Annotated in this window: 18 protein-coding genes; 11 read left to right on the forward strand and 7 right to left on the reverse strand. The window is 71.5% G+C overall.

What is annotated here, in order from left to right:
- Positions 1 to 11 precede the first annotated feature (11 nt).
- The 4 genes from J8G10_RS06095 (at position 12) to J8G10_RS06110 (ending at position 3414) form a co-directional block, all read left to right on the forward strand.
- On the forward strand, positions 12 to 908 hold the full coding sequence (locus J8G10_RS06095; RefSeq protein WP_251441629.1) for a carbohydrate ABC transporter permease: 897 nt from the start codon (positions 12 to 14) through the stop codon (positions 906 to 908).
- Complete coding sequence (locus J8G10_RS06100; protein WP_374208765.1) at positions 908 to 1744, forward strand: carbohydrate ABC transporter permease; 837 nt, start codon at positions 908 to 910, stop codon at positions 1742 to 1744. Before J8G10_RS06095 ends, J8G10_RS06100 begins: the two co-directional genes overlap by 1 nt.
- Before the next feature lie 15 nt (positions 1745 to 1759).
- Positions 1760 to 2734 (forward strand): glycoside hydrolase family 130 protein, encoded by a 975-nt coding sequence (locus J8G10_RS06105; RefSeq protein WP_251441633.1) that lies wholly within the window; start codon positions 1760 to 1762, stop codon positions 2732 to 2734.
- A gap of 77 nt (positions 2735 to 2811) precedes the next feature.
- Positions 2812 to 3414 (forward strand): HD domain-containing protein, encoded by a 603-nt coding sequence (locus J8G10_RS06110; protein WP_251441635.1) that lies wholly within the window; start codon positions 2812 to 2814, stop codon positions 3412 to 3414.
- Between the two features lie 19 nt (positions 3415 to 3433).
- Here J8G10_RS06110 and J8G10_RS06115 read toward each other — a convergent pair whose 3' ends face one another.
- Positions 3434 to 5173, reverse strand: coding sequence for a GDSL-type esterase/lipase family protein (locus J8G10_RS06115; RefSeq protein WP_251442387.1), 1740 nt, complete (start codon positions 5171 to 5173; stop codon positions 3434 to 3436).
- A gap of 43 nt (positions 5174 to 5216) precedes the next feature.
- A complete protein-coding gene (gene leuS / locus J8G10_RS06120) occupies positions 5217 to 7814 on the reverse strand; it encodes a leucine--tRNA ligase (protein ID WP_251441637.1) in 2598 nt (865 codons plus the stop codon).
- A 143-nt stretch (positions 7815 to 7957) separates the two neighbouring features.
- Between leuS and J8G10_RS06125 the strand changes: the two genes are divergently transcribed.
- The 6 genes from J8G10_RS06125 (at position 7958) to J8G10_RS06150 (ending at position 14129) form a co-directional block, all read left to right on the forward strand.
- Positions 7958 to 9004, forward strand: a complete 1047-nt coding sequence (locus tag J8G10_RS06125) for an App1 family protein (RefSeq protein WP_251441639.1) — start codon at positions 7958 to 7960, stop codon at positions 9002 to 9004.
- Positions 9001 to 9909, forward strand: coding sequence for a 3-methyladenine DNA glycosylase (locus J8G10_RS06130; protein ID WP_251441642.1), 909 nt, complete (start codon positions 9001 to 9003; stop codon positions 9907 to 9909). Before J8G10_RS06125 ends, J8G10_RS06130 begins: the two co-directional genes overlap by 4 nt.
- 70 nt (positions 9910 to 9979) lie before the next feature.
- Positions 9980 to 11272, forward strand: coding sequence for a threonine/serine exporter family protein (locus J8G10_RS06135; RefSeq protein ID WP_251441644.1), 1293 nt, complete (start codon positions 9980 to 9982; stop codon positions 11270 to 11272).
- Between the two features lie 102 nt (positions 11273 to 11374).
- A complete protein-coding gene (locus tag J8G10_RS06140; RefSeq protein ID WP_251441645.1) occupies positions 11375 to 13189 on the forward strand; it encodes a TIGR03767 family metallophosphoesterase in 1815 nt (604 codons plus the stop codon).
- Complete coding sequence (locus J8G10_RS06145; protein WP_251441647.1) at positions 13186 to 13554, forward strand: hypothetical protein; 369 nt, start codon at positions 13186 to 13188, stop codon at positions 13552 to 13554. The genes J8G10_RS06140 and J8G10_RS06145 overlap by 4 nt, the downstream gene beginning before the upstream one ends.
- A complete protein-coding gene (locus J8G10_RS06150) occupies positions 13551 to 14129 on the forward strand; it encodes a hypothetical protein (RefSeq protein ID WP_251441649.1) in 579 nt (192 codons plus the stop codon). Before J8G10_RS06145 ends, J8G10_RS06150 begins: the two co-directional genes overlap by 4 nt.
- 22 nt (positions 14130 to 14151) lie before the next feature.
- On the opposite strand, the gene J8G10_RS06155 is transcribed toward J8G10_RS06150, so the two are convergent.
- Both J8G10_RS06155 and J8G10_RS06160 read right to left on the reverse strand, forming a co-directional pair.
- Positions 14152 to 15225 (reverse strand): NAD(P)/FAD-dependent oxidoreductase, encoded by a 1074-nt coding sequence (locus J8G10_RS06155; protein WP_251441650.1) that lies wholly within the window; start codon positions 15223 to 15225, stop codon positions 14152 to 14154.
- A gap of 70 nt (positions 15226 to 15295) precedes the next feature.
- The gene (locus tag J8G10_RS06160) at positions 15296 to 16315 is read right to left on the reverse strand and encodes a helix-turn-helix domain-containing protein (protein WP_251441651.1); all 1020 of its coding nucleotides are present in this window, start codon (positions 16313 to 16315) and stop codon (positions 15296 to 15298) included.
- 85 nt (positions 16316 to 16400) lie between these two features.
- Here J8G10_RS06160 and J8G10_RS06165 point away from each other — a divergent pair, with 85 nt between their 5' ends.
- Complete coding sequence (locus J8G10_RS06165) at positions 16401 to 16619, forward strand: hypothetical protein (protein ID WP_251441652.1); 219 nt, start codon at positions 16401 to 16403, stop codon at positions 16617 to 16619.
- 29 nt (positions 16620 to 16648) lie between these two features.
- On the opposite strand, the gene J8G10_RS06170 is transcribed toward J8G10_RS06165, so the two are convergent.
- From J8G10_RS06170 to J8G10_RS06180, 3 genes are all read right to left on the reverse strand, one after another.
- Complete coding sequence (locus J8G10_RS06170) at positions 16649 to 17059, reverse strand: pyridoxamine 5'-phosphate oxidase family protein (protein ID WP_251441655.1); 411 nt, start codon at positions 17057 to 17059, stop codon at positions 16649 to 16651.
- 87 nt (positions 17060 to 17146) lie between these two features.
- Positions 17147 to 19819 (reverse strand): magnesium-translocating P-type ATPase, encoded by a 2673-nt coding sequence (gene mgtA / locus J8G10_RS06175; protein ID WP_308220678.1) that lies wholly within the window; start codon positions 19817 to 19819, stop codon positions 17147 to 17149.
- Positions 19809 to 22238 (reverse strand): phosphoketolase, encoded by a 2430-nt coding sequence (locus J8G10_RS06180; protein ID WP_374208761.1) that lies wholly within the window; start codon positions 22236 to 22238, stop codon positions 19809 to 19811. Before J8G10_RS06180 ends, mgtA begins: the two co-directional genes overlap by 11 nt.
- Position 22239: the final 1 nt, after the last annotated feature.

Raw genomic sequence — 22239 nt, forward strand, 5'->3', positions numbered from 1 at the left:
TCGAGCCGACCATGTCGCACAAGGCACGGCTGCGCACCCGTCTGCTGGGTGCGCAGCCCCTGGGCGGGCTGTTCGCGCTGCCCTACTTCGTCTTCATCCTCGCGATCTTCGCGTATCCACTGGCCTTCGCCGTCTACATCGCGTTCCACGACTACTTCTTCACCGCGCCGGGCGTCGAGCCGAACCGGCCGTTCGTCGGCTTCGACAACTTCGTGACGGTCCTGACCGACCCCAAGGTGTGGGACGCGTTCCGCAACACCCTGGTGTTCCTCGTCATCAACGTCCCCCTGACGGTCGTGCTCGCGATGGTGCTCGCGACCGCGCTGAACTCGGGCATCCGAGGGGTGGCCGCGTACCGGGTCGCCTTCTACGTGCCCTACCTCACCGCCAGCGTGTCCCTCGTCGGCGTCTGGATGCTCCTGTTCTCGAAGAACGGGCTCGTGAACACGGTGCTCGGCCCGCTCGCACCCCACCCGTCCTGGCTGGTCAACAGCGCCCTGGCGATGCCGATGATCGCCCTGTACGTCACGTGGAAGCAGCTCGGCTTCTACATCCTCCTGTACCTCGCGGCCCTGCAGAACGTGCCCAGGGAACTCTACGAGTCGGCCGAGACGGACGGCGCGGGAGTGCTCGCACGCTTCCGCCACGTCACGGTGCCCGGGGTGCGCAACGCCACCGCCCTGGTCCTGATCCTCTCGATCATCACGGGCGCGAACCTGTTCACCGAGCCCTACCTGCTCACCAGCGGCGGCGGGCCGGACGGGGCGTCGACGACCCCGGTCCTGCTCATCTACCAGCAGGGCATCCAGCAGCAGAACCCGGACACGGCGGCGGCGATCGGCATGCTGCTCGTGCTCCTCGTCGGGGCTCTGTCCCTGGTCGCCAGCCGAGCCACGAGGGAGAGATGATGCACACCCGCCGTCCCGCCCGATGGATGAGCATCGCCCTGCTCACCGTCGCCGCGATCGCCTTCGCCTTCCCGTTCTACTTCATGGTCGTCGGAGCGTTCCAGGAGAACCCGACCAACTCCCCGGCATCCCTGATCCCCACGGGCGGGTGGACCTGGGACAACTTCGTCCGCATCGACTCGCGCATCGACCTGCTCGGCTCCCTGGCGAACTCCCTCATCTTCACGGGCGGAGTCCTGCTCGGCACCGTGGTGTTCGGCCTCCTCGCCGGATTCGCCCTCGCCCGGCTCGACTTCCGCGGCCGCGGGGTGCTCTGGGTGCTGATGATGCTCGTGCAGATGGTCCCGTTCCAGCTGCTGATGATCCCCCTGTACGTGCAGATCACGCGCAGCTACGGGCTCGGGGACTCGTACGCGGGCATGATCCTGCCGTTCGCGATCAACACGACGGCCGTCTTCATCTTCACCCAGTTCTTCCGTTCGCTGCCCGCCGAGATCTTCGAGGCGGCGCGCATCGACGGCGCCGGCGAGCTCCGCACGCTCGTGTCCGTGGCGGTGCCCCTCATCCGCCCCGTGCTCGTGACGGTGATCCTGGTCACCTTCATCGGACCCTGGAACGAGTTCCTCTGGCCCTTCCTGATCACCAAGGACGCGGCCCTGCAGCCGCTCGCCGTGTCTCTGGCCAACTACATCTCGAACGTCGCCCAGTCCACCGCGAATCCGAACGGCGCGATCCTGGCCGGGGCCACGGCCCTCGCTCTGCCCGTGGTCGTCCTGTTCGTCGTCTTCCAGCGCTTCTTCACCGCAACCGACCTCGGCGCAGCCGTCAAGGGCTGACGCAGAAAGGGCCCCATGTTCACCGGCGCCGCCTTCCCCCTCGGACCGTTCACGCCCTACGCGGGCAACCCCATCCTGCGCCCGCGCGGCGACAGCTGGGAGTCCTCGAACCTGTACAACCCCGCCGCGCTCGTCGTCGGCGACGAGGTGCTGCTGCTGTACCGCGCGCATGCGGAGGACATCGTCTCGCACATCGGCCTCGCCCGCTCGAGCGACGGGATCCACTTCACCCGCGAGGACGCTCCCCTCCTGTCGCCGTCCGAGGACTACGAGCGCTTCGGCTGCGAGGACCCCCGCATCGCGGAGATCGACGGCACCTACTACCTCACCTACACGGGGTGGGATCGCCGCAGCGCGCAGCTGTGCCTCGCCACGTCGACGGACCTGCGCACGTGGACCAAGCACGGCCCCCTGTTCGACGACTTCGACACGTTCAGAACCGTGGATCCCCGCGGATTCAACTGGTCCAAGGCCGGGGTGATCGTCCCTCGCCGCATGCACGGCAAGTGGTGGATGTACTTCGGGGAGGGGGCGATCTACTGGGCCACGAGCGACGATCTCCTCCACTGGACCCCGGGCACCCCGGACACCGAGCCGATGTACTCGCCCACCCCCGGCACGTGGGACGAGGCCCTCGTGGAGATCGGCACGTCCCCGGTGCTCGCCGACAACGGACTGCTCGTCATGCTCACGAACGGTGCGACCCGCCTGGTGCACGAGGACGGCACGGTCGACGTCGACTACCGCTGCGGGCAGATCGCCATCGACCCCGACGATCCCACGACCGTGATCGCCCGCATGCAGGAACCCTGGCTGCAGCCGCAGACCTTCGAGGACACGCACGGACTCGTGTCGAACGTGACGTTCGTGGAGGGGCTGGTGAAGTTCCGGGGCACGTGGTTCGCCTACTACGGGCAGTCCGACACGACCCTCGCCGTGGCCGTGCACGATCCGCGGAAGGCCTGGGGGCGAGCGCTGCGGGAGGTCTGAAGGGAGAGAGGCCGTGCCCGTCCGACCACCGGATACGCTGATCCCACTCCCTCTCCCGCGAACGACCGGAGCCCTCCATGCGCCTGCACGACTTCCTCCCGCCGGACACCGCAGCCACCCGGGGCGCCCGGGAGCTGGTCGCGCAGTTCCATTCGCCGGGGCTGGGAAACCACGTGCAGCGCAGCTGGCTCTGGGCGGAGGCCTTCGCGGTGATCGAGGGACGCACGGGCATCGACCACGAGCTGCTCTACACCGCCGCGCTGCTGCACGACATCGGACTCGCGCCGGCGTACGACAACCACCTGCTCGGGTACGAGGAGGCCGGCGGCTTCGTCGGCGAGGCCCTGACCGCCGGCGCCGGCTGGCCCGCCGCACGCCGCCTGCGCGTGAACGAGGTCATCGTCCGGCACAACTGGCCGTCGGTGGATCCGGCCGTGGATCCGGAGGGCTATCTGCTGGAGACGGCGACCGGGCTGGACATCTCCGGACGCCGCGACGAGGAGATCCCCGTGGACTTCCGCCGGGAGGTGCTCGCGGCGTATCCCCGCCTCGACCTCGCCGAGGAGTTCGGCGCCTGCGTGAGCGCGCAGTCGCAGCGCAAGCCGCACAGCCACGCCCGGCGGCTCGTCGACGGCGGGCTGATCGGGAAGCTCGCGGCGAACCCCCTCGAGTGCCTCTGATCCGAGCCCGGCCTCCGGCTCAGCGCCCGAGCGCCGCGCGCAGCGCCTCGGCGTAGTGCGGGGCGATCTTGTCGTGCCCCGCAGGGGTGAGATGCACGGTGTCCGCCTGCGGGGCCGAGTAGTCGCTGACCCACCCGGCGACCGAGACGGCGTACACCCCGGCGCGCCGGGCCTGCTCGGTCACGGCGGCGTCCATCGCCCGGCGTGCGGCATGGGCCGCATCGCTGCGGCTCATGACGCCGTTCACGACGATCGCCGCATTCGGGTAGGCCTGGCGGAGCAGCCCGATCAGCTGCTCCTCGGCCGCGGTCACCTCCGCGACCGGTCGTCTCTGCGCGGCGTCGTTGCCCCCGAGGGTGATGATCACCGCGCCGGGATCCCCCTCCGGAAGCAGGACACGGTTGCTCGACACGCTCTCGGTGAACCCCGCCCCGATCCCGCTGATGGGGGCGAGATACCCGGACCCGCCGAATCCGAACTTCATGACGTTCGCGAACCCCGCCCCGCGCGCGCCCTGTTCGATCCAGGAGTTGCCGCTGCACTGCGAGTCGCACAGGAGGACCGCGGTCGACGCGTCGACCGGTCTGCTCGGAACGGTGAGAAGCCGCCCCGAGCGCAGCACGGTCTGCCCCTTCTCCCAGACCTGGTGCGTCCCGCGGTCGTCGGCCCACGAGTCCTTCGCCGGCCAGCCGAACCGGGCAGGATCCGCCGACCAGATCGCGAAGCTGTCGGCGTCCAGTCGGAACACGCCGGCGCCCTCGTGCCACAGCAGCACACCGCCCGCGAAGCTCTGGTAGCGCCCGCCGGGCACGTCGACCTTGTCCCCCGTCGGCAGGCCCAGCTCGCCCTCGGGCCCGCCCAACTCCTCGTAGCGGTTCTGGATGTCGCCCGCCGTGGTGGCCCGGATCGCGTCCTCGCCGTCCGTCCGGTACAGCGCACCGCCTTGGAACGACTGCATCGCACCGCCCTCGAGCCGCGACGCCTCCGCGGTCGGCAGGCCCAGCCATCCGCCGGCGCCGCCGCGGTCCCGGTATGCGGCGAGGAAGGCGGCCTGCACCGAGACGGCGCCGGTGCCGGAGGACCACCACACCTCTCCGCCGTCGAACTCCTGCACCAGACGGTCGCCGACCGCGCGCTGAGTACTCTTCGGGTAGCCGAGGGTGCCGAAGGCTCCCCCGGCGCGACGATGGGCCGCCGCGATGTCGGAGATCGTCGGCACGGGAACACCGGAACGGAGGTAGATCCTCCCGTTGATGAAGTCCTGCACGCGGGTACCGCGGCGGTCGGAGTGCGCCGGGCCCTTCGGGAAGCCGAGGCCACCGCGCTCGTGGGCGTACCGCAGCCAGGAGTTCCAGAAGGGGCCGCGGACGAGGGTCGTCGCTCCATCGGCGGCGAAGACCCCGCCCCGCTGGAACGCCTGCCACGGCCGATCCCGCGATCCGCTCTCCGCCGCGATCGGAAGGCCGAGCACCTCGACACCGCCGAGATCGTGGAAGGTCTGGCCCACCGCGTCGTCGTGCACGATCTGCGCGAAGCCCGCGGGACCCGCATAGATCGAGCCGCGCCGGTAGTCCTGCGAGCAGACGCCCTTCGTGCACGTCTCGCGATTCCACGCCGCGCCCAGCTCGTCGCCGTGCCGGTGCCAGAGCGCGCCGACCGGGCTGGTGGTGCTGATCGGGCGCGGCAGCTGCCATGCGAGCAGCAGCCCGGCGCCGGCCAGCACCGCCACCACGACGGCCGTGCCGAGCACGCGCCGCATCACCCGGAGGGCGCGCGCTCCTTTCCCCCCGGAGCGCACGGACTCAGCCCTTGACGGCGAAGTTCACGATCTTCGGGGCGCGCACGATCACGCGCACGATCTCCTTGCCCTCGAGAGCGCGCTGCACCTTCTCGTCCGCCCGCGCGAGCGCCTCGAGCTCGGCCTCGCCGATCCTGGCGGGGACGTCGAGGGTGGTGCGCACCTTGCCGTTGACCTGCACGGCGCAGGTCGCGATGTCCTCGACGAGCAGCAGCGGATCCGCCTGACGCCAGGTGACCAGTCCCACGGAGGGCTCGTGCCCGAGGATCTCCCAGATCTCCTCCGCGGTGTGCGGGGCGACCAGGTCGAGGATCACGGCGACGGTCTCGGCGGCCTCGCGCACGGCGGGGTCCGCCGCGCCGGCACCCGTGTCGATCGTCTTGCGGATCGCGTTGACCAGCTCCATGAGCCGCGCGACCACGACGTTGAACTTGGTCTGCTCGACCAGGGCGGGCGCATCGGCCAGCAGGTGGTGCGTGACCCGTCGCAGGGCGTCGTCGCCGCCGTCGAAGACCACGTCCACCGGACTCGCGACATCATGCGCGACCCGCAGTGCGCGGGCCAGGAACTTCTGCGCACCGGTCGTCGAGACGTCCTTCCAGTCCTTGTCGTCCTCCACCGGACCCGCGAAGGCCAGGGCCACGCGCAGGGCGTCGGCGCCGTAGGCGTCCAGCTCCTCCTGGAAGAGCACCAGGTTGCCCTTGCTCTTGGACATCTTGGCGCCGTCCAGGATCACCATTCCCTGGTTGATCAGGCTCGAGAACGGCTCGGTGAAGTCGATCAGGCCCATGTCGAACAGCACCTTGGTGATGAAGCGCGCGTACAGCAGGTGCAGGATCGCGTGCTCGACACCCCCGATGTAGGCGTCGATCGGAGCCCAGCGGCGTGCCTCGTCCACGTCGAAGGCGACCGTGTCGCTGTTCGGCGAGAGGAACCGCAGGTAGTACCAGGAGCTGTCCACGAACGTGTCCATGGTGTCGGGGTCGCGCAGCGCCGGCTCGCCGGTCGTCGGGTCCACGGTGCGCACCCACGACTCCGCCGCACCCAGCGGGCTCGACCCCTTCGGCGACAGGTCCAGGCCCTCGACGCTCGGCAGCCGCACGGGCAGCTGGTCCTCGGGCACCGGGACGATCTCGCCGTCCTGTGTGTGCAGCATGGGGATCGGGGTGCCCCAGAAGCGCTGACGCGAGATCAGCCAGTCGCGCAGGCGGTAGTTCTTCGCGGCGCGCCCGGTGCCGGCCGCCTCCAGCTGCTCGATCGCACGGGCGATCGCGTTGCGCTTGGAGAGTCCGTTCAGCTCGCCCGAGTTGATCATGCGGCCGTCGCCGGTCAAGGCGATGCCGGTCTTGGCCGGGTGCTGGTCGTCGAGGGAGTCGAGCGATTCGATCGGGACGCCGTCCTCGTCGACCTCGATCACCGGCAGTGCACCCGTGATCGGCGCGGTCGTGTCCACGACGACCTTCACGGGCAGGTCGAAGGCGCGGGCGAAATCGAGGTCGCGCTGGTCGTGCGCGGGCACGGCCATGACGGCGCCGTGGCCGTAGTCGGCCAGCACGTAGTCGGCGGCCCAGATCGGCAGACGCTCGCCGTTCACCGGGTTGATCGCGAAGCGGTCGAGGAACACGCCCGTCTTCGGCCGGTCGGCCGACTGGCGGTCGATCTCGCTCGTCTTCTGCACCTGCGTGAGGTAGTCCTGGAAGCGCATCCGCACGTCCTCGGACGCGCCGGCGGCCAGCTCGGAAGCCAGGTCCGAGTCGGGCGCGACGACCATGAAGGTCGCACCGTGCAGGGTGTCCGGACGCGTGGAGAACACGGTCACCACGCCCTCGCGGCCCTCGATCGCGAAGTCCACGTCGGCGCCGATCGAGCGGCCGATCCAGTTGCGCTGCATCTGCAGCACCTTGTGCGGCCAGAAGCCCTCGAGCTGGTTCAGGTCGTCCAGCAGACGGTCGGCGTAGTCGGTGATCCGGAAGTACCACTGGGTGAGGTTCTTCTTGACGACCTCGGCGCCGCAGCGCTCGCAGCGCCCGTCGACGACCTGCTCGTTCGCGAGCACGGTCTGGTCGTTCGGGCACCAGTTCACCGGGCTCTTCTTGCGGTAGGCCAGGCCCCGCTCGTAGAGCTTCAGGAACAGCCACTGATTCCAGCGGTAGTACTCCTCGTCGGAGGTGTGCAGCTCGCGGGTCCAGTCGAACGAAACCCCGTAGGCCTGGAAGCCCGTCTTCTGCTGGGCGATGTTCTGGTAGGTCCACTCCCGCGGATCCGCTCCGCGCCGGATGGCCGCGTTCTCGGCGGGCAGTCCGAAGGAGTCCCAGCCGATCGGGTTCAGCACGTTGTGCCCGCGGTGACGCCAGAAGCGCGCCACGATGTCGCTGTAGAGGTAGTTCTCGGCGTGGCCCATGTGCAGGTCGCCGGACGGGTACGGGAACATCGCCAGGACGTACTTGCGCGGGCGCACGTCGTCCGCGCCGCCGGCCGTGAACGTCTCGTTCTCCGCCCAGTAGGTCTGCCACTTCCTCTGGAGCTCGTGCACCGACAGCGACTCGTCGTCCTTCGACGGGCTGGCGGGGTGGGACGGGTTCTCAGACAACGCGACGACCATTCTCTGCGGCAGGGGAGAAGAATGCCCGGAACAGGGCAACCTCCAGATTATCCCAGCCTGCGCGAGCCGGGCTCCCGCGGACCCCGTGCACATCCTGCGATCGGCATGAAAGAACCGGACGGGCATGAAAGACTAGGGAAGCTATGCCCTCGTCCTCATCCCGACCGGAGCGGATCCACTGGTTCGCCCGCCTGGAGCACCGCTTCCACGCGTGGCGCGAACGGCGTGCCCGCAAGCGCGGTCGCACCGCGACCGTCGTCCCCTTCCCCGGCTACGGCGGCCCCGGGTGGATCCGCGTCGTCGGACGCGTGCTGATCCTGCCGAAGACGCGGCGCGGCGGCAAGGATGCCAGCGTGCGCGGCTGGCGCAGCTTCGTGGGCATCCCGGTGAGCTTCGCGACCGTCACGATCACCGTCGCCGGCCGCACGCACGAGGTGCCGGCCGACCGCGGCGGCGTGATCGACTGCCGCATCGAGGCCGACCTCCCGAGCGGATGGCAGCAGGTCGACATGGCGGTCGAGGGCCAGGATCCGATCCCCGCCCGCGTCTTCGTCGTCGCCGACGACGTGCGCTTCGGCGTGGTCTCGGACGTCGACGACACGGTCATGGTGACCGCCCTGCCGCGCCCCCTGATCGCCGCATGGAACTCGTTCGTCGTCGACGAGCACGCCCGCACGCCCGTCCCCGGCATGGCGGTGCTGCTGGAGCGGCTCATGCGGGACAACCCCGGCTCGCCGATGATCTACCTCTCCACGGGGGCGTGGAACGTGGCGCCCACGCTCAACCGCTTCCTCTCCCGGCACCTCTTCCCTGCGGGATCCATGCTGCTCACCGACTGGGGGCCGACGCACGAGCGCTGGTTCCGCAGCGGCCGCGAGCACAAGCTGCGGAACCTCTCCCGGCTCGCCGAGGAGTTCCCGCACGTGCGCTGGCTGCTCATCGGCGACGACGGCCAGCACGACGAGGCGATCTACGGGCAGTTCCTCGTCGAGCACCCGGAGAACGTCGCCGCGGTCGCGATCCGCCGCCTCCTCCCCGCCGAGGGCGTGCTCGCCGGGCGCCGCGCAGCGGGACGCGGAGACGGCGACCCGAGCGACGCCGACGACCTCGCCCCCTGGGTGAGCGCCGAGGACGGCGCGGGCATCCTCGACGAGCTCATCGACGCCGGCGTCGTCCGCTCCGAGCCATGACGCCCGCCGTCGGTGCGCCGGCCGCCACCCGGACGGACGCGCCGGGGACGGTGCTCGACCGTGCGACCTGGAGCGCGCGTGCCGACGCCCACGCCGAACGCGCCGATGCCCTGACCGCCGCGCATCGCGCCCGGCAGGCCCGCCGCGAGAAGCACCCCGTTCACGACTTCCTCTTCACCTACTACGGCTACAAGCCGGCCCAGCTGCGCCGATGGCATCCCGGCGTCGGTGTCGTGCTTCAGGATGCGCCCGAGCGCGCGGGATGGCGCTGGTACTCCCCTGCACCGGGCTCCGGGGACGCGGCATACGCACCCGACTCGGCCGCCTATGCCGCGGACAAACCGGAGCTCGCCCGGCTGGTACGGCTGATGCTCGCCCGCACCGCCGCGCGCCCCGGGCAGTTCGGCTGCTTCGGGCTGCACGAGTGGGCCATGGTCTACCGCACCCCGGAGCATCGCCACGCGGTGCCGCTGCGGCTCGGCCAGGCAGGAACCGACGCCGTGGTGGAGCAGGGCGAGCTGCGCTGCACGCACATCGACGCCTTCCGCTTCTTCACCCCGGAGGCCGTGCCGCGCAACCGCCTGCACCCGACGCGGGAGACCCAGCCGCAGCTGGAGCAGCCGGGCTGTCTGCACGCCGGGATGGACGTGTACAAGTGGGCGATGAAGCTCGGCCCGCTCGTGCCGGGCGAACTGCTGCTGGATGCGTTCGAGCTCGCCCGCGACATCCGCGTCCTCGACATGGAGGCCGCGCCCTACGATCTGTCGGACTGGGGCGTGGAACCGGTGCGGATCGAGACGGCCGAGGGCAAGGCCGAGTATGTGCGCCGGCAGCGCGGCTTCGCCGAGCGCGGGAACGCGCTCCGGGCGAGGATCCTCGAGGCCTGGCAGGAGCCCGCGGGCTGATCCGCCCCGCGCTCGCCCCGGACGCCGGCGCGCGAGCGCGGGAGGACGGCCGCAGGTTCTACGATTTCTGATGATGTCTCCCACCGACCCCGTCTCCCCCGACGTCGCGCTCGGCGACCTCGGTGCGCTGCTGCTCGATGCGGGAGTGTCCGTCACCGATGTGCGCGGCACCCTCGAACGCGCACGCGACGCCGTCGTCCCCGGCACGGAACTCGCGTTCGCCGTGCTGCCGGAGCACGTCTTCGTCAGCCGCCCCGGGGTTCCGCGCGCGACCACCATCGCCGCGGGGGGCGGGCCGGGACTCACGTTCCGGCAGACCGCGCATGCGTCGCGCCTGGCGAGGCGGCTCGAGGCCGGCCGTGTCGCCCTGGATCAGGTCCCGGCGCACGTCTCCCACATCCGTGGTCTGGAACGCCGCCATCCTGCGCTGCAGACCGCACTCGGCGGCGCCCTCCTGTCCGCCGGACTCGCGGTGCTGTTCCGGTGCCCCTGGTGGGCGGTGGTGCTGGCGCTGCTCGTGGGAGCGCTCGTGGCGTCGATCGTCCTCCTCACCGAGCGCATCCGGGCGGCGGCCGCCGTCGTCCCCTTCGTGGCGGCGCTGATCTCGACGCTCGTCGTCGGGGTCGTGGCCGACCGGCTCGACTTCGGCGCGGTACCGCTGTTCGCCGTGTGCGCCCCGGTGGCCCTGCTCGTTCCCGGGGCGCTCATCACGAATGCGCTGCTCGAGCTCACCGCGGCCGACATCGTGACCGGAGCCTCCCGTCTCGTGTACGGGCTCATCATGCTGACGTTCATGGCGGCGGGGATCTTCGCGGGCGCGGCCGCGACCGGATTGCGGGTGGATCCGCGGTCCGCGGCCCTCGTCGGCGAGACCTCGCTCGTCACCGGGCACAGCGGCTGGGAGGCGGTGCCGCCCCTGGCCTGGAGCTGGGTCGGCGTCGTCGTGCTCGCGGTCGGGATCGGCCTGAGCTTCGGATCCGGGTTCCGGCTCACCATCGCCACCGTCGTGATCATGATCTGCACCTACGCGGCGCTGATGCTGCTGAGCCCGTTCACGGGCAGCACCATCGCCACCGGGATCACGGCGGGGCTGCTCTTCCTCGCCGCCCGCGTGCTGGAGCGGGTCACGCTGGCGGTGCCGGCGACGGTCTCCTTCCAGCCGGCGTTCCTGCTCCTCGTCCCCGGGACCGTCGGCCTCGTCGCGCTCGCATCCTTCGACGCCGCGGCTCTCGCGGCGGCGCCGATGGTCTTCATCAGCCTGTGCATCGGGACGAAGGTCGGCGCGCTCCTGGCGGACGCGCTGCGGATCACCCGGCCTGCGTCCCCTTCGACCGCGACCGGATCGATCCGCATCATCCGCTGAGCGCCCGCTCCGGCGCTCGACGCTTGCGCGGGGAGCGTCTCCCCCGCCAGGATGAGTCAACCGTTCCTCCTGCGAACGTTCCCTCCCCCGAAGGGCGCCCGTATGCCCGGTCTCAGCCGACGGCACTTCCTCGCGCATGCGACGATGCTGGCCGCCGCCTCCCGACTGCCCCTGGACGCGCTCGGGCCGCGGCTCGCGACGGCGGATCCGTCTGCCGTCCGCTCTGCCCCGGGACTGTCCGGTCCGCCTCAGGAGGCACCCAGCACGCTGCTGCAGACCATCCTGCGCGGCCCCGTCGTGCAGGGCAGCTACCGCCGGCTCTCGACGGGGCCCGGCGAACCGCACCTCCCCCGCTTCGACGTGCTGCGCCGGGTCGCGGACGACGCGCGGAAGACCTCCCGGCGCTCGCTGCTCTATCTCGGGCACCTCTCCGACCTGCACGTGATCGACGCGCAGTCCCCGGGCCGCATCGAGCCCATGATCACGCAGGACCACTCGGCCTGGGGATCCGCGTTCCACCCGCAGGATCCGCTCAGCCCGCACACCGTGGCCGCCATGGTGCGCGCGTTCTCCGATGCGCGCTACAGCGCCGTGACCGGGGCCCCGATGGGCGCCGCCGTGGTCACGGGCGACAGCGCCGACATGCACTCCCACCTCGAGCTGCGCTGGTACATCGATCTCATGGACGGGCTCGCCGTCGATCCCGCGACGGCGGGTGCGACCTACCGCGGCGTGCAGGCGTGGTCGGAGGCGACCTGGGCGTACCGGCCCGGCGACCCCCGCGGAGGCGCGTTCGGCGACTACGGGTTCCCTCGCCTCCCGACGCTCCTCGCCGATGCGATCGCCTCGAAGGTGCCGTCTCCCGGGCTTCCCGCGCCCTGGTACGCGGTGTACGGCAACCACGACACCCTGCTCCTGGGCACCTTCGGGCTGACGCCCCAGTTGCGGGCGCTCGCCACCGGAGGGCAGAAGGCGTACACGCTCGAGGCGACGGCGGGCACCGCGCTCGGCGGATACGCCTCGTCGAGCGGACTGCTGCAGCAGATGATCGACGGCCTCGGCCTCGCGCTCGGCAGGCCGGGGTTCCGCACGGTGCCGCCCAATCCGGAGCGCTTCCTGTTCGAGCAGCGCGAGTTCATGGCCGAGCACTTCCGTACGGAGAAGAACCCGGGGCCGGTCGGCCATGGGTTCACCCAGCACAACCTCGACACCGGGGAGACCTGGTGGAAGGCCGACCTCAGCCCGCGCGTGCGCGCCCTGGGCCTCGACACCTGCAACGCGGTCGCCGGACCCGACGGCGCCGTGCCCGACGTGCAGTTGCGCTGGCTGGAGCAGGAGCTCGCACGCGCCGAGCGCGAGAACGTCCTGGTCCTGGTGATGAGCCACCACAACAGCCTGACCCTGGAGAACCGCGCCCAGCGCCCCGGCGACACGAGCGTACTGCACGGCGCGGATGCGCTCATCGACGTGATGCTGCGCCATCCGGTCGCGGTCGGCTGGCTCAACGGGCACACCCATCTCAATCAGGTCCTCGCGCACACCTCGGCCACGGGCGGGTTCTGGGAGATCACCACCGCCTCCTGCATCGACTTCCCGCAGCAGCAGCAGGTGATCGAGATCGTCGACAACCGCGACGGCACGCTCTCCCTGTTCGCGACGGTGCTCGACCACGCGTCGGACGCGAGGCCCGGATCCGGCGGCTCCTCCGACGACCTGGCCTCCCGCGCGCGCGAGTTCTCTTTCAACGACTGGGCCGAGTCGCCGACGATGCGCCGCGGCTCACCGCTGGACCGCAACGTCGAGCTGCTGCTCCCCGCCCCCTTCGATCTGTCCACGATCTCGGACGCGGCGCTCGAGGCGCAGCGCATGACGGAACAGACCCGCATGCTCGCCTACGAGCAGAGGCTCCGCGCATGAGGCGCCGGACGTCGCGCCCGTTCCGCGCCCGCGCCGCCGTGGTGCTGGTGCTGGCGGGCCTGTGCCTGACCGGCTGCTCGCAGGCGCAGGCGCTCGCGCCGGTCGGCGGCGACCGACTCGCGGCGGTGCGCTTCGGCACGCTCGACGCACTCGTGGAGGCGGAGGTGGAGGTCCGCTCGGCGCCGACCTGCGAGCAGAAGCCGGACGACACCGTCTCCTGCACGGGCACCGCGAGCGACGGGCGCGAGATCAGCGCGATCTCGCGCGGTACCTCGGCCGACATCGAGGTCGTCGTCGGCGGGGAGACGGTGTACTCCGGATCCCTGACCGACCTCCTCGATCGCGCGGCGGGAGAAGCCGGATGACCGCGTCCCGCTCCCGAGGCCGGCTGCTGCGGACGGCCCTCGCCGTGGTCGGCGTCGCGGCGATCCAGGCGGCCCTGGTCGCCCTGATCCCCTCTCCGGCCGCTCCGGCGCCCCTGATCGCAGGAGCCGTCGCGTCCTTCGCGGCCTGCGTGCTGGGCCTGGCCGTCGCCGTGCGCGAGGCGGGACCCGGCGCTGCCGTACCGACGGTCGGTTTCGGACGCGCCGTGCTGTTCTCGCTGCTCGCGACGGCCGCCGTCAGCGCGGCCGCGATCGTCTCGGTCTTCGTCGGCGCGGCGGTCATCGTCCTCGCCCTCGGCCTCGTCCCGCTGCTGACCTCGGGAGCCCGCGCCACGGCGCTGGCCTGGCGACGACGACCTGTTCGCGGAGCGCTGCGCGTGCTGACCACCCTCCTCGCGATCGGGCTCGCCGCCACGGTGTCCCTGCTCCTCGGGCTCTTCGTCACCGGCTGGCCGGCGAGCGCCCTGTCATGGCTGTGGTTCGGGACCACGGCGGCCGCCCTCGTGCTGTGGTGGGCGGCATCGGCGCATCCGCGCTCCGTGCGGACAGCGGTCTGAACCTCCGCTCCCTCGCCTCGCCCTACGCCGTCGCGTCGAGCGCCGGGGCCGGCGTCCTCAGGTACTGCTGCACGCCGCGCGCGGCCGTGCGCCCGGCCCGGTTGGCGCCGATCGTGCTGGCGGACGGACCGTAGCCCACGAGCTGGATCCGCGGATCCTTCACCGCCGTCGTGCCGCGTCCGTCGTGATCGAGCTGGATCCCGCCCAGCGCGCTGCGCAGGTGCAGCGGCGCGAGGTGGCCGATCGCCGGCCGGAAGCCGGTCGCCCACAGGATCGCGTCGACCCGCTCGAACGAGCCGTCGGCCCAGCGCACGCCGTCGGGCTCGATGCGCTGGAACATCGGTCGCCGCGCGTCGTACACGCCCCGCCGGGCCGCCTCCTGCTCCTGCGGACGCAGCATGAGCCCGGTGACGCTCACCACGCTCTGCGGTGCGAGCCCGCGCGCCACGCGCTGCTCGACCAGGGCGACCGCGGCCGCGCCCGCCTCCGGGGTGAAGTCGTCGGTGCGCCAGACCGGCGGCCGGCGGGTCGCCCACAGCACGTCGGCGATCGGGGCGAGTGCTCCGAGGAACTGCACGGCCGAGGCTCCACCCCCGACGACCAGTACGCGCCTGCCGCGGAAGTGCTCGGGCCCGGGGTAGTCGACGGTGTGGAACTGCTCGCCGAGGAAGGTCTCCATGCCCGGGTAGTGCGGGAGGAACGGCTGCGTCCAGGTGCCGGTCGCGTTCACCAGCGTGCGCGCCCGCCACGTGCCCTCGGCCGCGTGCACGACGAGGATCCCGTCCTCGTCCGTCACGCGGTCCACGTGCACGGGACGCCGCACCGGAAGCTCGTGCTCGCGCTCGTAGGCGGCGAACGTGGCGGGCACCGCGGTGTTCGCCCGCGCGCTGGTGCGCGGGGGCGGCACGGATCCGGGCAGTTCGGCGACGCCGTGCACGTCCTGCATCGTCAACGCATCCCACCGGTGCTGCCAGGCTCCGCCCGGAGCGTCGTCGGCGTCGAGCACCAGGTGCGGGATGCCCAGGCGGCGCAGATGGTACGAGCTCGAGAGCCCGGCCTGGCCGGCGCCGATCACGATGCTGTCGAGGAGGTCCACGGCGGGTGCAACATCGGCGGCCCGGGCGCTGTTCCCCGGGACGGCCGCCGGCGACGCGGTCCGAGCCCTGCTACGTCGTCAGCAGAGCGTGCCCGGACGAGGCGTCGACCGGGCGGGCATCCGACTCCGCGACGTCACACGCGTACGACCGGCGATACGCGGTCGGGGCGATCCCGACCTCGCGGGTGAAGTGGTGGCGGAACAGCGTGGCGCTGCCGAAGCCGCAGGACGCGGCGATCTCCTCGATCGAGGCGTCGGTCGTCTCCAGCGCCAGGCGCGCCTGCAGGACCCGCTGAGCGGCGAGCCACTGCATCGGCGTCACCCCCGTCTCCGCGACGAACCGGCGCGCGAACGTGCGGCTGGACATGTGCGCGCGCTGCGCGAGCGAGGCGACGGAGTGGGCGTCGGCGAGGTTGTCGTCCATGTGCGCGAGCACGTCGCTCAGCGCGTCGCTGGACACCTGCGGCACCGGGCGCTCGATGTACTGACGCTGGCCCCCGTCGCGCTGCGGCGGCACCACCATGTTGCGCGCGATGACGTTCGCGATCGCACTGCCGAGCTCGCGGCGCACCAGGTGCAGGCTCGCGTCGATGCCGGCGGCGGTCCCGGCGCTGGTGATGAGGTCCCCGTCGTCGACGAAGAGCACGTCGGGGTCGATGCGCGCGCTCGGGTACCGGCGCTGCAGCTCTTCGGCGTAGCGCCAGTGCGTCGTGCAGGGCCGCCCGTCGAGCAGGCCCGCCGCGCCGAGGACGAATGCTCCCGAGCAGGCGCTGAGCAGGATCGCACCCCGATCGGCGGCGCGCCGGAGCGCGTCCAGCAGCTCCGCCGGGTACTCGTCGGCCGGCCGCACGCGAGCCGCCGGCACGGCGATCACATCGGCGTGCTCCATCGCCTCGAGGCCGTGCGCCGGGATCACCTGGGCCCCCACTTCGGTGCTCACGGGCCGGCCTGCCTCGATGCCGCAGACGCGGAAGTCGAACGCGGGCACATCGGAGTAGACGCTGCGATCCAGCCCGAACACCTCGCTGAGCAGGCCGAATTCGAAGACGGCGAGCCCGTCGATGACGGGAAGAGTGACGCTGCGGATCATGCCCTCATGGTACTGGCTGAATCTTTATGAGGAAAGGCTTTCCGCCATCTAGTGGCAGGAATCATCCGATCGTAGCTTTAGAGCCATGACCGAGACCGCAGCATCCCACCCCTCCCTTCCGCTCCTGCCCCGCGCCAGATCCGCGGCGCGCCCCGTCCCGCCGCGGGAGGCGCCGCGTCGCGCACGGCTCCCCCTCCCCGCCTGGCTCCCCCGTCGGATCCTGCAGCGCGGCGGCATCGCCACCCGTGACGACGTACGCGCCCTGCGCGACCTGGAGGCCGCCCGCGATCGCAGCGAGTGGTGAGGCGGGCGCCCGCGGCTGCCCAGGACCGGCTAGCCCCGCGCGAAGATCCGCCCCGTCACCGCCGTGGGCCGGATCCGCACCCAGCGGTCCTTGGGCTCCGGCGCCCACGGTGTCACCCCCGTGCGCTCCGCGGCCAGCGTGTCCGCATCACGGTCGAACTCCTCGGCGAGGCCCTTCACCACGACGCTGAAGGCCTCGGCGTCGTCGGCCCCGTCGATCTCGAACACGACCCGCTGCCGGATCGTCAGCTCGAGCAGCTTCGTGCCCGCCGCGGTGCGGAACACGATCGTCCCGTCGAGCACGGCGTGGTTGACCGGGAACACGTCGATCTCGTCCGCCGCGGCGACGGCGATCCGCCCGTAGGGCGCCCGGCGGATCCGCTCCCAGCATTCGCTCTCCTCGAGGGGCCGTGTCGGCTCCCTCTCCACTTCGGTGTCCATGTCCCGATCGTGCGCCGTGCCGCGACGACGGCCCGGGCCGAAAGTCCCGCCGGCATCCGCCGGACGGCCCGGACGGCGTCCCTCCGCTCAGCGTCCTGATCGCGCGGTGAACCGGGCGGCCCGGCGGAGCACGCGCCGCGCCGGACGCCGGGGCGCGCGAGCCCTGGGAGGGCGCGCGCCCACCCGCCGGAAGTACCCGCGCTTCGCGAGCTCGACGAGCACGAGATACAGGATCAGCATGCCGACGAGGGCGAGGAAGAAGGGCGCCGGAAGCGGCGTGAACCCGAGCAGCCCGTTCAGAGGCGAGTAGGGAAGCCACGCTCCGACCGCGATCGCCGCGAGCACGGTGACGACCAGCACCGGCGCCGGCCGACTGCGGAAGAACGGCACCCGATGGGTGCGGATCGCGAACACGATGAGCGTCTGCGTGGCGATCGACTCGATGAACCATCCGGAGCGGAACTCGGGCGGTGCGGCATGGAAGACGAACAGCATCAGGCCGAACGTGGCGAAGTCGAAGAGCGAGGAGATCGGGCCGAACAGGAGCATGAAACGGCGGACTGCCGCGATGTCCCAGTGCGAGGGTGCGCGCAGCTGCTCCGGATCCACCCGGTCGGCGGGGATCACGAGCTGGCTCGCGTCGTAGAGCAGGTTGTTGAGCAGGATCTGACCGGGCAGCATCGGCAGGAACGGCAGCACGATCGAGGCGGCCGAGGCGCTGAACATGTTGCCGAAGTTGCTGGACGTGCCCATCATCACGTACTTGATCGTGTTCGCGAAGATGCGCCGCCCCTCGGTCACGCCGTCGGCGAGCACGTCGAGGTCCTTGTCGAGCAGCAGGACATCGGCCGCATCCTTCGCGACGTCGACCGCCGAGTCCACGGAGATGCCGACGTCGGCTCCGTGCAGCGCGAGGGCGTCGTTGACGCCGTCGCCGAGGAAGCCCACTGCCCGGCCCTGGTGACGCAGCGCCCGCACCACGCGCGCCTTCTGCTCGGGCGACACCCGGGCGAAGACGGTCGTGCGCTCGGCGAGCTCGATGAGCCGCCCGTCGTCGAGCTCGTCGATCTGATCCCCGGTGAGCGTGCCCTGGATGGTCATGCCGAGGTCGGCGCAGGTGCGGGTCGCGACCACCGCGCCGTCGCCGGTGCAGACCTTGACCGAGATGCCGAGGTCTGCGAGTCGCAGCAGGGATGCTCTCGCGCCGGGCTTGATCTCGTCCGTGAACACCAGGAACCCGTCGAGGGTCAGCCTCCCGTCGGCCCCCTCCGCTGCGACGGCGAGCGTCTCCGCACCGGGAGCCCGGCGCCCTGCCACCGCCACGACCCGGAATCCCTCCCGGTACAGGTCGTCCAGTCGAGCCGACGCAGCGACCGGCACCCCCTCGCACCGCGGCAGGACCGACTCGGCCGCGCCCTTCACGATGATCGTCGGATCCTCGCCGTCCCGCCGGGCGAGCACGGTCGTCGTGCGGCGCTCATGATCGAACGGGATCGCGTCCAGCCGGCGCCAGCCGACCAGCCCGCTGCGATCGGCGACCCCGGCGAGCAGCGCGGCATCGAGCGCGTTCAGGCCGATGCCGGAGAGAGCGGCGAGGTCCGCGTCCGAGGCCAGCAGGCCGCGCTCCGCGAGCGCCTGAGCCGTGCCGCCGGACACCGGGACGGCCTCGCGGAACGTGATCTCGCCGCTCGTGAGCGTGCCGGTCTTGTCGGTGACGAGCAGGTCGAGGTCGCCGAGGTCCTCGATGCACACCATGCGCTTGACCAGCACGCGACGCCGGGCCATCGCGCGCGAGCCTGCCGCGAGGCTCGTGCTCACGACGGCCGGCAGGAGCTGCGGCGTGATTCCGACTGCGATGGCCAGCGAGAACAGCAGCGATTCGATCAGGGGCCGCCCGAGCGCGACGGCCACCGCGAAGATGCTCGTGGTGAGCACCAGGGCGACGATCAGCAGGAAGGACGAGAACCTGCCCAGGCCGCGCTGGAACTCGGTCTGCGGCTCCTGCGCCGCGAGCCCCGCGGCGATCCGCCCGAACTCGGCGTCGCGCCCCGTCGCGACCACCACGCCCAGCGCGGTGCCGGCATGCACGACGGTGCCCATGAGCGCGCAGCAGGAGAGCTCGCCGACCCCGGTCCCCGCCGGCACCGGCGCCACGCCTTTGACCGCGGGGACGGACTCGCCGGTGAGGATGCTCTCGTCGCATTCGAGGCCTTCCGCGCGGACGAGGCGCAGATCGGCCGGCACCACGGATCCCACGGACAGGGCGACGAGATCCCCCACGACGAGTTCGGTCACATCCACCCGCAGGGTCGCCCCGGAGCGGTGCACGATCGCCACGTGCCGCATCCGATCGTGCATCGCATCGGCGGCGCGCTCGGCGCGGAACTCGTTGACGAAGCCGAGTCCGACGCTGAGCAGCAGGATCGCGCCGATCACCCCGGCGTCGGTCGCGTCCCCCACGAGACCCGCGACGAACGCCGTGCCGAACAGCATCAGCACGATCGGGCTGCGCAGTTGTCTTCCCAGCACCCGCCAGGGGCGGGCGCGGTGCATGCGGATCGCATTCGGCCCGTCCGCGGCGAGACGCGCCGCCGCGCCGGCGGGATCCAGGCCCGAGAGTCCGGATCCGAGCTCGTGCAGCACCTGGTCCGCCTCCTGTGCCGCGACTCGACGGACCGGGCTCGGCGCCTCGGCGCCGGAAACCCGCGCTCCGCGGTCGACCGGTACGGCTGAGCTGCTCGCCGGGTCCTCAGCGACCACGATCCCAGGCCCACTCGGCCACTTCGGGGATGTCCTCGCCGTGCGCGCGCGTGTAGGCGCGAGCGCGCAGCCGGGCGTCCTGCAGGTCCTGACGCAGTCCGGCGCAGCGCTGGGCGAGGCCGGGGACCCGGTCGATCGCGTCGATCGCGAGCTGATAGCGGTCGAGGTCGTTGAGCATGACCATGTCGAAGGGCGTCGTGGTGGTGCCGTTCTCCTTGTAGCCGCGCACGTGCAGGTTGTCGTGGCCGTGCCGCTTGTACGCGAGGCGGTGGATGAGCCAGGGATAGCCGTGGTACGCGAACACGACGGGGCGGTCGACGGTGAAGATCGCGTCGTACTCGCGGTCGGAGAGCCCGTGCGGATGCTCGCTCTCCGACTGCAGCCGCATCAGATCGACCACATTGACCACCCGGACCCGCAGGTCGGGAAGGGCCGAGCGCAGGATCTGCGCGGCGGCGAGCACTTCGAGCGTCGGGATGTCCCCCGCCGCGGCCAGGACCACGTCCGGGTCCTCCCCCGTCACCTCCGTGCCCGCCCATTCCAGGATCCCGAGCCCGCGCGTGCAGTGCTGCACGGCCTCGTCCATGGTGAGCCAGTTCGCGGCCGGCTGCTTCCCGGCGACGACGACGTTGACGTAGTCCACGGAGCGCAGGCAGTGATCGTAGGTCGACAGCAGCGTGTTCGCGTCGAACGGGAGGTAGACCCGCACCACCTCGGCGCTCTTGTTGACGACATGGTCGATGAATCCCGGATCCTGGTGGCTGAACCCGTTGTGGTCCTGCCTCCAGACATGGCTGGTGAGCAGGTAGTTCAGGCTCGAGATCGGACGCCGCCACGGGATCTCCCTGGTGACCTTGAGCCACTTCGCATGCTGGTTGAACATCGAGTCGACGATGTGGATGAAGGCCTCGTAACAGGTGAACAGACCGTGCCGGCCGGTGAGCAGATACCCTTCCAGCCAGCCCTGGCACTGGTGCTCGCTGAGCATCTCCATGACCCGGCCGACGCGGGCGAGGTGGTCGTCCGTGGCCAGGATCTGGGCGGTCCACTGCTTGTCCGTGGCCTCGTAGACCGCGGGCGCGAGGCGATTCGACGCCGTCTCGTCCGGCCCGAAGATCCGGAAGTCCTCGGGATTGCGCCGGATCACCTCCGCCAGCCAGGTGCCCAGGACCCGGGTCGCCTCGGCCGTGGTGGCACCGGGCGCCGGCACGTCCACGGCGAAGTCGCGGAAGTCGGGCAGCGACAGCGGCGTGCGCAGCAGCCCGCCGTTCGCGACGGGGTTCGCGCTCATCCGGTGCTCTCCGCGAGGGGCGAGCCGCTCGATGAGGGCGACGGGTGCGCCCGCATCGTCGAAGAGCTCCTCCGGGCGATACCGGCGCATCCAGTCCTCGAGGATGCGCAGGTGCTCGGGAGTGTCCCGCGCGCTGGCGAGCGGGACCTGGTGGGCGCGATAGGTGCCCTCCACGAGCACGCCGTCGACCTCGTGGGGCCCGGTCCATCCCTTCGGCGAGCGCAGGATGATCATCGGCCACTCCGGGGTCGCCATCACGGGATCGTCCGAGTGGTAACGGCCGGCGCGCGCCTCCGTGCGGATCCGCGCGATCTCGTCGAACACCTCCTCGAGCAGCTCGGCGAAGCGGCGGTGGATGCTGAGCGGATCCTCGCCGTCGAACCCCGCCGTGAACACGTAGGGCGCGTAGCCGTAGCCACGGAAGAGCTCGACGAGGCGACGCTCCGGGATCCGGGCGAGCACGGTGGGGTTGGCGATCTTGTAGCCGTTCAGGTGCAGGATCGGCAGCACCGTGCCGTCCTGCACGGGATCCAGGAACTTGTTCGAGTGCCACCCGGTCGCGGCGGGCCCGGTCTCGGCCTCGCCGTCGCCCACGACGCAGGTCACCACGAGGTCGGGGTTGTCGAACGCGGCGCCGAAGGCATGGCTGAGCGAGTACCCGAGTTCGCCGCCCTCGTGGATGGATCCCGGCGTCTCCGGGGCGACGTGGCTCGGGATCCCGCCCGGGAACGAGAACTGCCGGAACAGCCGGCGCACGCCGTCCTCGTCCCGGGCGATGTCCGGATACACCTCGGAGTAGGTGCCGTCCAGGTAGGCGTTGGCGACCATGCCGGGGCCGCCGTGCCCCGGGCCGGTGACGAAGATCGAGCTGAGCGCACGATCCCGGATGACGCGGTTGAGGTGCGCGTAGAGGAAGTTCAGCCCGGGGGTGGTCCCCCAGTGCCCGAGCAGTCGGGGCTTGACGTCCTCCGGCACGAGCGGCCGGCGCAGCAGGGGGTCGTTCAGGAGGTAGATCTGCCCGACGCTGAGGTAGTTCGCCGCGCGCCACCAGGCGTCGATGCTCGCGAGGTCCGCGTCGCCGACGCTCCCCGGGGTCGTGGCGGGTGTCATCGGGGGCGTCTCGGTCATG

This window comes from Microbacterium sp. USTB-Y (assembly GCF_023703415.1).
Taxonomy (GTDB): domain Bacteria; phylum Actinomycetota; class Actinomycetes; order Actinomycetales; family Microbacteriaceae; genus Microbacterium.